Origin of the sequence: Geobacillus sp. FSL K6-0789, from assembly GCF_038593135.1 — a bacterium.
GTDB classification, from domain to species: Bacteria; Bacillota; Bacilli; order Bacillales; family Anoxybacillaceae; genus Geobacillus; species Geobacillus stearothermophilus.
The window spans coordinates 156,891-169,907 of record NZ_CP151966.1; the positions used below are offsets into that span (position 1 = coordinate 156,891).

At 53.4% G+C, this 13,017-nt stretch carries 8 protein-coding genes, 7 tRNA genes and 2 rRNA genes; all 17 read left to right on the plus strand.

Features of this window, described 5'->3' with window-relative positions:
• Positions 1–37 precede the first annotated feature (37 nt).
• Positions 38–166, plus strand: coding sequence for a hypothetical protein (locus NSQ51_RS00870; protein ID WP_268760403.1), 129 nt, complete (start codon positions 38–40; stop codon positions 164–166).
• Positions 161–3,088 (plus strand): 23S ribosomal RNA (locus NSQ51_RS00875). Before NSQ51_RS00870 ends, NSQ51_RS00875 begins: the two co-directional genes overlap by 6 nt.
• A gap of 278 nt (positions 3,089–3,366) precedes the next feature.
• Positions 3,367–3,483, plus strand: a 5S ribosomal RNA gene (gene rrf / locus NSQ51_RS00880).
• A 158-nt stretch (positions 3,484–3,641) separates the two neighbouring features.
• Positions 3,642–3,716: transfer RNA gene (locus NSQ51_RS00885), tRNA-Asn, on the plus strand.
• A 7-nt stretch (positions 3,717–3,723) separates the two neighbouring features.
• Positions 3,724–3,799: transfer RNA gene (locus NSQ51_RS00890), tRNA-Thr, on the plus strand.
• Between the two features lie 9 nt (positions 3,800–3,808).
• A tRNA-Glu gene (locus tag NSQ51_RS00895) sits at positions 3,809–3,880 on the plus strand.
• A gap of 107 nt (positions 3,881–3,987) precedes the next feature.
• Positions 3,988–4,062 (plus strand) — tRNA-Gln (locus NSQ51_RS00900).
• A 441-nt stretch (positions 4,063–4,503) separates the two neighbouring features.
• Positions 4,504–4,579, plus strand: a tRNA-Lys gene (locus NSQ51_RS00905).
• Positions 4,580–4,583: 4 nt separating this feature from the next.
• Positions 4,584–4,655 (plus strand) — tRNA-Gly (locus NSQ51_RS00910).
• A 5-nt stretch (positions 4,656–4,660) separates the two neighbouring features.
• A tRNA-Ala gene (locus NSQ51_RS00915) sits at positions 4,661–4,733 on the plus strand.
• A 139-nt stretch (positions 4,734–4,872) separates the two neighbouring features.
• On the plus strand, positions 4,873–5,772 hold the full coding sequence (gene rocF / locus NSQ51_RS00920) for an arginase (protein WP_033016928.1): 900 nt from the start codon (positions 4,873–4,875) through the stop codon (positions 5,770–5,772).
• A gap of 200 nt (positions 5,773–5,972) precedes the next feature.
• Positions 5,973–6,536 (plus strand): RNA polymerase sigma factor SigW, encoded by a 564-nt coding sequence (gene sigW, locus NSQ51_RS00925; RefSeq protein ID WP_049625215.1) that lies wholly within the window; start codon positions 5,973–5,975, stop codon positions 6,534–6,536.
• 14 nt (positions 6,537–6,550) lie between these two features.
• Complete coding sequence (gene rsiW, locus NSQ51_RS00930; protein WP_033016927.1) at positions 6,551–7,162, plus strand: anti-sigma-W factor RsiW; 612 nt, start codon at positions 6,551–6,553, stop codon at positions 7,160–7,162.
• 72 nt (positions 7,163–7,234) lie between these two features.
• Positions 7,235–8,056, plus strand: a complete 822-nt coding sequence (cdaA, locus tag NSQ51_RS00935) for a diadenylate cyclase CdaA (RefSeq protein ID WP_033016924.1) — start codon at positions 7,235–7,237, stop codon at positions 8,054–8,056.
• On the plus strand, positions 8,049–9,287 hold the full coding sequence (locus tag NSQ51_RS00940) for a CdaR family protein (protein ID WP_033016923.1): 1,239 nt from the start codon (positions 8,049–8,051) through the stop codon (positions 9,285–9,287). The genes cdaA and NSQ51_RS00940 overlap by 8 nt, the downstream gene beginning before the upstream one ends.
• Before the next feature lie 27 nt (positions 9,288–9,314).
• The gene (glmM, locus tag NSQ51_RS00945; RefSeq protein WP_033016922.1) at positions 9,315–10,664 is read left to right on the plus strand and encodes a phosphoglucosamine mutase; all 1,350 of its coding nucleotides are present in this window, start codon (positions 9,315–9,317) and stop codon (positions 10,662–10,664) included.
• A gap of 537 nt (positions 10,665–11,201) precedes the next feature.
• Complete coding sequence (glmS, locus tag NSQ51_RS00950; protein ID WP_049625214.1) at positions 11,202–13,004, plus strand: glutamine--fructose-6-phosphate transaminase (isomerizing); 1,803 nt, start codon at positions 11,202–11,204, stop codon at positions 13,002–13,004.
• Positions 13,005–13,017 lie beyond the last annotated feature (13 nt).

Below are 13,017 nucleotides of genomic sequence, written 5' to 3' on the forward strand. Positions count from 1 at the left end.
TGAAAACTAGATAACCGGAAAAGCGGAGGCTCGCGGGTTGCCGCGATGGGCAAATGTTCTTCGCCTGCAAGGGTGCTTGCACCCGGAAGGCGAAGGTTATTTGACCCCGAGCGGCGGCGAGCCGACGCTAGACAATAAGGAAGAAGCCGAGAGCGCTGTAGGTTAAGCTAGAAAGGGCGCACGGTGGATGCCTTGGCACTAGGAGCCGATGAAGGACGGGGCAAACGCCGAAACGCTCCGGGGAGCTGTAAGCAAGCGTTGATCCGGAGATGTCCGAATGGGGGAACCCACTGTCCGTAATGGGGCAGTATCCATGCCTGAATCCATAGGGCATGGAGGGCACACCCGGGGAACTGAAACATCTTAGTACCCGGAGGAGAAGAAAGCAAACGCGATTCCCTGAGTAGCGGCGAGCGAAACGGGAACAGCCCAAACCAAGAGGCGTGCCTCTTGGGGTTGTAGGACCGCTCATTGTGGGAGTGAGAAAGGAACGGGGTAGACGAACCGGTCTGGAACGGCCGGCCAGAGAAGGTGACAGCCCTGTAGTCGAAACTTCGTTCCCTCCCGAGCGGATCCTGAGTACGGCGGGACACGGGAAATCCCGTCGGAAGCAGGGAGGACCATCTCCCAAGGCTAAATACTCCCTAGTGACCGATAGTGCACCAGTACCGTGAGGGAAAGGTGAAAAGCACCCCGGAAGGGGAGTGAAAGAGAACCTGAAACCGTGTGCCTACAAGTAGTCAGAGCGCGTTCATGCGTGATGGCGTGCCTTTTGTAGAATGAACCGGCGAGTGACGATGGCGTGCGAGGTTAAGCCGAAGAGGCGGAGCCGCAGCGAAAGCGAGTCTGAACAGGGCGAAAAGTACGTCGTCGTCGACCCGAAACCAGGTGATCTACCCATGTCCAGGGTGAAGGCCGGGTAACACCGGCTGGAGGCCCGAACCCACGCACGTTGAAAAGTGCGGGGATGAGGTGTGGGTAGGGGTGAAATGCCAATCGAACTTGGAGATAGCTGGTTCTCCCCGAAATAGCTTTAGGGCTAGCCTCGGGATGGAGAGTGTTGGAGGTAGAGCACTGATTGGGCTAGGGGCCCTCATCGGGTTACCGAACCCAGTCAAACTCCGAATGCCAACGACTTATGCCCGGGAGTCAGACTGCGAGTGATAAGATCCGTGGTCGAGAGGGAAACAGCCCAGATCGCCAGCTAAGGCCCCAAAGTGCACGTTCAGTGGAAAAGGATGTGGAGTTGCAAAGACAACCAGGATGTTGGCTTAGAAGCAGCCACCATTTAAAGAGTGCGTAATAGCTCACTGGTCGAGTGACTCTGCGCCGAAAATGTACCGGGGCTAAACGTGCCGCCGAAGCTGCGGGATGACCGTTGGTCATCGGTAGGGGAGCGTTCTAAGGGCGTTGAAGCCAGACCGGAAGGACTGGTGGAGCGCTTAGAAGTGAGAATGCCGGTATGAGTAGCGAAAACAGAGGTGAGAATCCTCTGCGCCGAAAGCCTAAGGGTTCCTGAGGAAGGTTCGTCCGCTCAGGGTTAGTCGGGACCTAAGCCGAGGCCGAAAGGCGTAGGTGATGGACAACAGGTTGAGATTCCTGTACCACCTCCTTCCCGTTTGAGCGATGGGGGGACGCAGGAGGATAGGGCGAGCAGGCGGCTGGAAGAGCCTGTCCAAGCCGCAAGGCTGATCCGTAGGCAAATCCGCGGATTGTAAGGCCAAGCGGTGATGGCGACGGAGTCATCCGGAAGTCCCCGATTTCACACTGCCAAGAAAAGCCTCTAGCGAGGGAAGAGGTGCCCGTACCGCAAACCGACACAGGTAGGCGAGGAGAGAATCCTAAGGCGCGCGGGAGAACTCTCGTTAAGGAACTCGGCAAAATGACCCCGTAACTTCGGGAGAAGGGGTGCTCGTTTGGGTGAAGAGCCCGAACGAGCCGCAGTGAAAAGGCCCAAGCGACTGTTTATCAAAAACACAGGTCTCTGCGAAGCCGAAAGGCGACGTATAGGGGCTGACACCTGCCCGGTGCTGGAAGGTTAAGGGGAGCGCTTAGCGGAAGCGAAGGTGCGAACCGAAGCCCCAGTAAACGGCGGCCGTAACTATAACGGTCCTAAGGTAGCGAAATTCCTTGTCGGGTAAGTTCCGACCCGCACGAAAGGTGTAACGACTTGGGCGCTGTCTCAACGAGAGACCCGGTGAAATTATACTACCTGTGAAGATGCAGGTTACCCGCGACAGGACGGAAAGACCCCGTGGAGCTTTACTGCAGCCTGATATGGAATTTTGGTATCGCTTGTACAGGATAGGTGGGAGCCTGGGAAGCCGGAGCGCCAGCTTCGGTGGAGGCGGCGGTGGGATACCACCCTGGCGATATTGAAATTCTAACCCGCACCCCTTAGCGGGGTGGGAGACAGTGTCAGGCGGGCAGTTTGACTGGGGCGGTCGCCTCCCAAAAGGTAACGGAGGCGCCCAAAGGTTCCCTCAGAATGGTTGGAAATCATTCGGAGAGTGCAAAGGCACAAGGGAGCTTGACTGCGAGACGGACAGGTCGAGCAGGGACGAAAGTCGGGCTTAGTGATCCGGTGGTTCCGCATGGAAGGGCCATCGCTCAACGGATAAAAGCTACCCCGGGGATAACAGGCTGATCTCCCCCAAGAGTCCACATCGACGGGGAGGTTTGGCACCTCGATGTCGGCTCATCGCATCCTGGGGCTGTAGTCGGTCCCAAGGGTTGGGCTGTTCGCCCATTAAAGCGGTACGCGAGCTGGGTTCAGAACGTCGTGAGACAGTTCGGTCCCTATCCGTCGCGGGCGCAGGAAATTTGAGAGGAGCTGTCCTTAGTACGAGAGGACCGGGATGGACGCACCGCTGGTGTACCAGTTGTCCCGCCAGGGGCACCGCTGGGTAGCTATGTGCGGACGGGATAAGCGCTGAAAGCATCTAAGCGTGAAGCCCCCCTCAAGATGAGATTTCCCACCGCGTCAGGCGGGTAAGATCCCTCGAAGATGACGAGGTCGATAGGTCCGAGGTGGAAGCGTGGCGACACGTGGAGCTGACGGATACTAATCGATCGAGGGCTTAACCTAACAAGAAAAGTGGAGGCCGCCTGCTTATCGGCGAGGCGCGCTGGAGGGCCTGCGAGCGGGCTTAGCCCGCCGCAGCAGGACCGAAGCGTCGCGAGCCGATGGCGGCCGGAACTAGACAGCGAAAAGCGGCGGCGAGCCGGAGCTAGACAATGAAAAGTGAAAGCGTCCCGGCTTCTTCCCGAAACGGTTATCTAGTTTTGAAGGAATGAACTTCCTGTTGACAAATAAAGCAGGGTGGATATAATAATTATTGTCTAAAGCAAATCGATCATCCATTGCCTAGTGGTGATAGCGGAGGGGAAACACCCGTTCCCATCCCGAACACGGAAGTTAAGCCCTCCAGCGCCGATGGTAGTTGGGGCCAGCGCCCCTGCAAGAGTAGGTCGCTGCTAGGCAATGTTATTCACTTCGCAATAGCTCAGCGACGAGCTTTAGCATCGTTGAATTTACTTTGAGTTGTCCCGACGTATCCGACTCCTTATGAATTGGCTGGCAGAGGAAGAGGCAACAAGCACATTGAGAAGATGCGCATGACATATAGTTTATTCATCATTCCGCAATAGCTCAGCGGTAGAGCAACCGGCTGTTAACCGGTAGGTCGTAGGTTCGAATCCTACTTGCGGAGCCATTTTTATGCTTCCATAGCTCAGTAGGTAGAGCACTTCCATGGTAAGGAAGAGGTCACCGGTTCGAGCCCGGTTGGAAGCTCCATTTCTCACTGGCCCGTTGGTCAAGTGGTTAAGACACCGCCCTTTCACGGCGGTAACACGGGTTCGAATCCCGTACGGGTCACTTTCGTTCAAATCAACCGTCCTTCGAAGGGCGGTTGATTTGAAAATGTATAGCCACATTGCAACAGTGACATAATAATTACCGGATATCGAATCGTTTCACAGCGTTGGGCTATAGCCAAGCGGTAAGGCAACGGACTTTGACTCCGTGATGCGCTGGTTCGAATCCAGCTAGCCCAGCCATTATTTTTTGTACATAAAATTTACATGCTATGGGTCATTCGTTCAGCAACGAGCGTTGCATCTTCGAATTTGCTTCGAGTTGTCCCGACGCATCTGACATCTTCGAATATGCTAGTAGAGGAAGGGACATCGTTGTCTCGGGAGTGTTATTGAACCCATGAGCCATTAGCTCAGTAGGTAGAGCAACGAGCGTTGCATCATCGAGTTGGCTTCGAGTTGCCCCGACGCACTTGACTTCTTCGAATAAGCTTGTAGAGGAAGGGGCAGGTAGAGTGAAATGAAGCTTAGAGTGTTATCCTAACCATGAGCCATTAGCTCAGTTGGTAGAGCAACGAGCGAAGCATCTTCGAATTTGCTTCGAGTTGTCCCGACGCATCGTGCATCTTCGAATATGCTAGCAGAGGAAGGGACATCGTTCACTGTGAGTGTATACTTCACTATGAGCCATTAGCTCAGTAGGTAGAGCATCTGACTTTTAATCAGAGGGTCGGAGGTTCGAGTCCTCCATGGCTCACCATAGCGCGGAAGTAGTTCAGTGGTAGAACATCACCTTGCCAAGGTGGGGGTCGCGGGTTCGAGTCCCGTCTTCCGCTTGGGCGGGGCCTTAGCTCAGCTGGGAGAGCGCCTGCTTTGCACGCAGGAGGTCATCGGTTCGATCCCGATAGGCTCCATCAAGAGCAGACTGCTTGTGGTTGTCAAGCAGTCTGCTTTTTTTGTTATATCGGTATAAATATTCAAAATTTTGTCAAGTTGAGTCATCCCCTTTCTTTCCTCTACAATAAAGACGTAACGAAAGGAGTGGGAGACAGCATGAAGCCAATTTCAATTATCGGGGTTCCGATGGATTTAGGGCAGACACGCCGCGGCGTTGATATGGGGCCGAGCGCAATGCGTTATGCAGGCATCATCGAACGTCTGGAACGTCTTCATTACGATATTGAAGATTTGGGAGATATTCCAATTGGGAAAGCAGATCGGTTGCACGAGCAAGGAGATTCATGGTTGCGCAATTTGAAAGCGGTTGCGGAGGCGAATGAGAAACTCGCGGCGGCGGTTGACCAAGTCGTTCAGCGGGGGCGCTTCCCACTTGTGCTGGGCGGCGACCATAGCATCGCCATTGGCACGCTTGCCGGGGTGGCGAAACATTATGAGCGGCTTGGAGTGATCTGGTATGACGCGCACGGCGACGTCAACACCGAGGAAACGTCGCCGTCTGGAAACATTCATGGCATGCCGCTGGCGGCGAGCCTCGGGTTTGGCCATCCGGCGCTGACGCAAATCGGCGGATACAGCCCCAAAATCAAGCCGGAACATGCCGTGTTGATCGGCGTCCGTTCCCTTGATGAAGGGGAGAAGAAGTTTATTCGCGAAAAAGGAATCAAAATTTACACGATGCATGAGGTTGATCGGCTCGGAATGACAAGGGTGATGGAAGAAACGATCACCTATTTAAAAGAACGAACGGATGGCGTTCATTTGTCGCTTGACTTGGATGGCCTTGACCCAAGCGACGCACCGGGAGTCGGAACGCCTGTCATTGGAGGATTGACATACCGCGAAAGCCATTTGGCGATGGAGATGCTGGCCGAAGCACAAATCATCACTTCAGCGGAATTTGTCGAAGTGAACCCGATCTTGGATGAGCGGAACAAAACAGCATCAGTGGCTGTAGCGCTGATGGGGTCGTTGTTTGGTGAAAAACTCATTTAATGCATGTGAGCAAAGAGGGTTGGTTGCGGGATTCACGGATATGATGATGATTTGTTCCCGCTGTTTGTGAAAGAGGGGCTGCCATTTGTTTGGTGTCTCCTCTTTTTCAGTTGTATGATACAATAAATATGTTGCATGAAACTTTTCTTGATCGAGCGCCGTAATATACAGTAAGCCGTGAGGCGGGGGTATTGTATTTTATGGATCTATTTATTAAAAAGAGAATTAAGGCGATCCAAAAAGGGGATCAAAACGCATACGCGGATCTTGTCGATTTGTATAAGGACAAGATTTACCGCCTTTGCTATCGAATGTTGGGCAATCGGCATGAGGCGGAAGATGCGGCGCAGGAGGCGTTCATCCGCGCCTACATCCATATTGATACGTACAATCCTGAAATGAAGTTTTCCACTTGGCTGTACCGGATCGCGACGAACTTGACGATCGATAAATTGCGGAAACGGAAGCCGGACGTGTATTTAGATGAAGAGGTCGGAGGCACGGACGGGTTGACGATGCAGGCTCAGCTTCTTTCCCGCGAAACATCCCCGGAGGAGGCAGTGGAAAGCCTGGAGCTGCAAGAGACGGTGCAGCGAGCGATTGAGCAGTTGCCGGAAAAATACCGGAGCGTGATCGTGTTGAAATATATGGAAGATTTGTCGTTGCAAGAAATCAGCGAGATTTTAGGGTTGCCGGTCGGCACGGTGAAAACGCGGCTGCATCGCGGCCGCGAAGCGTTGCGCAGGCAATTGGGTCATTTATAAGAGGGTGGGAGACTATGGAATGTCCGAAAGAAATCGTGTTGCTCATGCACAGCTATTTTGATGGAGATCTCCAGCCAGAAGGAGAGCAGCAGCTGAAAGAACATTTGCGTTCGTGCGCTGCGTGTGCTGCCCATTTTCACGAGCTGAAAAAGACGGTTGCTTTCCTCCAATATGCCGCCCACGTTGCGGCGCCGCCGTCGTTTGCAGCCAAGGTTATGGAGGCGATGCCGAAAGAGAGAAAGACCGCGCGGCTGCGCCGCTTCCTGCATCGCCACCCGCTGCTTACGGCTGCCTCGTTGTTTTTAGCGCTCACTTTCGGCAGCTTAGCTTCTTCATGGGGGGAAAGAAGCGCGTTTTCCGTCTCAGCTGATGAACATGTCATCATCCGCGATCATACTGTCATCGTGCCGAAAGGAGAAACGGTCAAAGGGGATATTGTCGTCCGCAATGGCTTGATTCGGATTGAAGGAACGGTTGATGGGGACGTGACTGTGATCCATGGAAAGAAATATATGGCGTCCGCCGGGCAAGTGACAGGGGAAGTGGAGGAAATTAATCAAGTGTTTGAATGGATTTGGTATAATATTAAAGAAAGGTTCAATCGTGCGCTCCAATCGATTGAATGATGGCAGCCATCGTTCGATGGCTTTTTCCGTGGCCATCAACAGATTGGAATTAGAGATAAAGGAAGTGTGAAGATGTCCTTCGGAGAGCTCCCCATCGTGTCATATTTGTTAAAAGTGGTTGATATCCTTGTCGTTTGGTATGTGATTTACAAGTTGATCATGATGATTCGCGGGACGAAGGCCATTCAGCTGTTAAAAGGCATTTTTTTAATTATTTTGGTTCGTTTCGTGAGCAATTACCTCGGATTGACGACGTTGCAATGGCTGATGGATCAGGCGATCATTTGGGGATTTCTCGCGATCATCATTATTTTTCAGCCGGAATTGCGGCGCGCCCTGGAGCAGCTCGGCCGCGGACGGCTGTTCACCCGCAATACGGTCAATGAAGATGAAGAGCGGATGCGAATGGTGGAAGCCATTGTCAAAGCGACCGAGTATATGGCGAAGCGACGCATCGGCGCGCTGATTTCCATTGAGCGGGAAACCGGAATGAACGATTATATCGAAACCGGCATTATGTTAAACGCTCATGTGTCGTCGGAACTGCTCATTAATATTTTCATTCCGAACACGCCGCTTCATGACGGGGCGGTCATTATTCAAAAAAACCAAATCGCTGCGGCGGCCTGTTATTTACCATTATCGGAAAGTCCGTTTATTTCGAAAGAGCTCGGAACACGCCATCGGGCGGCGCTCGGCATCAGCGAAGTGACTGACAGCGTCACCGTCGTCGTGTCGGAAGAGACGGGAGCAGTATCGTTGACGAAAAACGGCGAGCTGCACCGCGATTTAACGATCGATGAGTTTCGGGAGCTGTTGACCGGCGAACTTGCTCCAGCGACGAAGGCGCCCGCTTCTTCCCGTTGGCAATGGAGGGGGAAGAAACATGGATAAGTTGATGGACCATCCTTGGTTTATTCGCGTTGTCTCCTTATTGCTGGCGATTATGCTGTATATGTCAGCCAATGTCGGGGCGAAAACCGGTGAAACGCGCAACACGTTTGGCCAGGAAGATACGGAAACGTTGATCGATATTCCGGTGGTCGCTTACTATGATGAAGACAACTTGGTTGTATCTGGCGTCCCGAAATACGTGAACGTTACGCTCCAAGGGCCGGCCAGCATTGTCAAGCCGACGGCTCTGCAGCGAAATTTCGAGGTGTATGTCGATTTAACGGAATTGCCGTTAGGGACATACACGGTGCCGATCAAATACAGGGACATCTCTGACAAGTTGAAAGTGACGATTCAGCCTTCCTCGGCCAAAGTGACGATTCGTGAAAAAGTGTCGAAACGGTTTCCTGTCGGTGTTGAATTTTTCAATCGAAACAAAATGCCGGATGGCTATTCCGTTGGAGAACCGACTGTGAAACCAGATGCCGTGACGATTACCGGGGCGAAGGAACTAATCGACGAGATTGCGTTTGTCAAAGCCATCGTCGACTTAGATGGGGCGACGGAAACGTTGACGAGAGAAGCGCGCGTTTGGGTGTACGATCGACGGGGAAATGAGTTAGATATTGAGCCAGAGCCATCGTCGGTGGAAGTAACCGTGCCGGTGAAAAGCCCGAGCAAGACGGTGCCGGTTCAAGTGCGAACAACTGGGGAGTTGCCGGATGGTGTGCATCTTGTCAGCATCACGCCGGAGCCGGATCGAGTGACGATTTATGGACCGAAAGAAGTGTTGAACCATATTGACAAGCTGGAAGGATTGACCGTTGATTTGGACGATATTACGGATGATGCGACGGTAGAACTTGACGCTCCGCTCCCTGATGGCGCAAAAAGCATCAACCCAGACAAAATCAAGGTCCATATTGATGTGGAAAAAGACGTCACGCAAACGTGGAAAGACGTGCCGATCGCTGTCGTCGGCTTGCCGGATTCATACAAAGCTGAATTTGTCAAACCGCTTGAAGGCAAAATTACGGTCCACCTTGTCGGTCCGCCCGATGTCGTCCGCGGGTTGACAAAAGACGATATTCGTTTGTATGTCGATGTCGGTGGACTTGACACCGGCGAACATCAAGTTCCCATTCAATGGAACCACCCTAAACAAGTCCAATGGCAACCGTCGGCGGAAACGGCGATGGTCCATATTCGCGACAAAGCAACTGCACAATAAACTGCATAGTAAGGAGAGAGTGAACGAATGGGCAAATATTTTGGCACTGATGGTGTACGAGGAGTCGCAAATCGTGAATTGACGCCAGAGTTGGCGTTTCAAATCGGCCGCTGCGGCGGATACGTGCTGACCAAAAGCGCTGAGCGCCCGAAAGTACTGATCGGGCGCGACACCCGCATTTCCGGCCATATGTTGGAAGGCGCCCTTGTCGCCGGGCTTTTGTCGATCGGGGCGGAAGTGATGCGCCTTGGCGTCATTTCCACGCCAGGCGTCGCCTATTTGACGAAGGCGCTTGGAGCGCAGGCCGGCATTATGATTTCCGCCTCCCACAACCCGGTGCAAGATAACGGCATTAAATTTTTCGGTCCGGACGGGTTCAAGCTGTCGGATGAGCAGGAAGCGGAAATTGAGGCGCTGATCGACAGCGCGGAGGATATGCTGCCGCGGCCGATCGGGGCTGGGCTTGGGCAAGTAAACGACTATTTCGAAGGCGGGCAAAAGTACTTGCAGTATTTAAAACAAACGATTGATGAAGAAGATTTTTCCGGGATGAAAATCGCCCTCGACTGCGCGCACGGGGCGACGTCATCGCTTGCGACGTACTTATTTGCCGATTTGGATGCGGATGTCGTGACAATGGGGGCTTCGCCCAATGGGCTCAACATTAACGAAGGGGTCGGGTCCACCCATCCGGAAGCGCTCGCCGCATTTGTCAAAGAAAAAGGAGCGGATGTCGGGCTCGCCTTTGACGGCGACGGCGACCGTCTCATTGCCGTCGATGAGAACGGCAACATCGTCGATGGCGACCAAATTATGTACATTTGCGCCAAATATTTAAAAGAAACCGGCCGCCTCAAGCACCAAACCGTCGTCTCAACCGTCATGAGCAACCTTGGGTTTTACAAGGCGCTTGAGGCGCAGGGAATCAAAAGTGTACAAACGGCCGTTGGCGACCGCTATGTCGTCGAGGAAATGAAGAAGAACGGCTATAATCTCGGCGGCGAGCAGTCCGGACACATCATTTTCCTTGACTACAACACGACGGGGGACGGAATGTTGACGGCGCTCCAGCTTGTCAACATCATGAAAATCAAAGGCAAGCCGCTTTCCGAATTGGCGGGGGAAATGAAAAAATACCCGCAGCTGCTTGTGAACGTCCGGGTAAAAGATAAAGAAAAAGCGATGGAAAATGAGCAAGTGAAAAAAGTGATCCAGGAAGTGGAGGCAGAGATGAACGGCAACGGCCGCGTTCTTGTCCGCCCATCGGGGACTGAGCCGCTTGTGCGCATTATGGCGGAGGCCCCGACCGAAGAAGCGTGCCGCGCCTACGTGGAGCGGATCGCGGATGTCGTTCGCCGTGAAATGGGAGTGGAATAACCGACCGCTTGGACAACCACCCTATGCATAGACGGAACGTTCGCTTCCGTTTATGCATAGGTTATTTTATATAAAGGGATGGATAGATGATAGTTGACGCCGCTGGGAATGTCCTGTAATATTAACGTTGTTGCTTTTTTCTTGAAAGGAGGCGATGGCAGGGCGGAACAAGGAGATCAGGAACAGCAGTTGTTCCAGCGGATGGAACGTTTCAAAAAGAAAAACCGGTTGGTTGTTGCAATCGTTTTGACGACAAAAGCGCCTGGACTAAGCGTTGGACGGAAGAACGCTTAGTTGACGAGGAGGAGGTTTATCGAGGTTTTCGGCGGATGCCTCCCGGCTGGAGCGATGACAGCCGCAAGTCCTCTCTTAAAACAAAGGGGTGACCCTTTGCACAAAGGGGAGGATGTCATCGCGCGAAACGAAGAAGGGAGTCTGCCGCCCGTGGATCGGCGAGGCCCCGTTGTTCTTTGACAACTGAACATGGAAGGATCTCATTAGCGGCAGCCTCCAAGATGAAAAGGAGGAACATTTGCCATGTGCGGCATTGTTGGCTATATCGGTAATCAAGATGTGAAGGAAATTTTATTGCGCGGATTGGAAAAACTCGAGTATCGCGGCTACGATTCGGCGGGGATCGCTGTGTTGAACGAAAGCGGCGTGCATGTGTTTAAGGAAAAAGGACGGATTGCTGATTTGCGCCGCATCGTCGACCCGAACGTCAACGCGACGGTCGGCATTGGCCATACACGCTGGGCGACACACGGGGCGCCAAGCCGAGTGAACGCCCACCCGCATCAAAGCGCTTCAGGCCGTTTTACGCTTGTGCATAACGGTGTCATTGAAAACTATGAAATGGTCAAGCGCGATTATTTAGCCGATGTTACGTTTCAAAGCGACACGGACACGGAAGTCATCGTCCAGCTCGTGGAAAAATTCGTCCGTGACGGGCTGACAACGGAAGAGGCGTTCCGAAAAACGCTCTCGCTGCTAAAAGGATCGTACGCCATCGCCATGATCGATGCGCAAGACGAAAACACCATCTATGCGGCGAAAAACAAAAGCCCGCTTCTCGTCGGCTTGGGCGATGGGTTTAACGTCGTGGCGAGCGACGCGATGGCGATGCTTCAAGTGACGAATCAATTCGTCGAACTGATGGATGGGGAGCTCGTTATCGTCACGAGCGAGAACGTCACGATTCAAACGCTCAACGGCGAGACAGTCGAACGGAAGTCGTTTACGGCCGAGCTCGATGCAAGCGACATTGAAAAAGGAACGTATCCGCATTACATGTTGAAAGAAATTGACGAGCAGCCGTTCGTCATCCGCCGCATCATTCAAAAATACCAAGACGAAAACGGCGGATTGACGATTGACCAAGCGATCATCAACGAAGTGCTGAACGCTGACCGCCTGTACATTGTCGCGTGCGGAACGAGCTACCATGCAGGTCTCGTCGGCAAGCAGTTGATCGAATCGTGGGCGAAAATTCCGGTGGAAGTGCATATCGCCAGCGAATTTTCGTACAACATGCCGCTGTTGTCGGAAAAGCCGCTCTTCATCTTTATCTCGCAAAGCGGCGAAACGGCCGACAGCCGCGCCGTGCTCGTGCAAACGAACAAACTCGGCTATAAAGCGATTACGATCACGAACGTCCCAGGTTCGACGCTGTCGCGGGAAGCCGATTATACGCTCCTGTTGCACGCCGGCCCGGAAATCGCCGTTGCCTCGACAAAAGCCTATACGGCGCAAATTGCTGTGCTTGCGATTTTGGCCGCCGCGGCGGCAAAAGCGAAAGGCTTTGAGCTGGACTTTGACTTGACGAAAGAGCTTGCCATCGTCGCCAATGTGATGGAAATGCTGTGCGATGCGAAAGAGGAAATGGAGAAAATCGCGAGCGACTACTTGACCCTGACGCGCAACTGCTTCTTCATCGGCCGCGCCGTTGACTACTATGTCTGCCTAGAAGGCGCGCTGAAACTGAAGGAGATCTCTTACATCCAAGCGGAAGGGTTCGCCGGCGGCGAGCTGAAACACGGCACGATCGCCTTGATTGAGGACGGCACGCCGGTGATTGCCCTCGCCACCCAAGAGCACGTCAACTTAAGCATTCGCGGCAACGTAAAAGAAGTCGTCGCCCGCGGCGCGAACCCGTGCGTCATCTCGATGCGCGGCCTGGAAGGCGACGGCGACCGCTTCATCATCCCGGCTGTCCATCCGGATCTTACGCCGCTTGTGTCCGTCGTGCCGTTGCAGCTGATCGCATACTATGCCGCCTTGCACCGCGGCTGCGACGTCGACAAACCGCGCAACTTGGCGAAGAGCGTGACGGTGGAGTGAGCGGTTCGTTGGT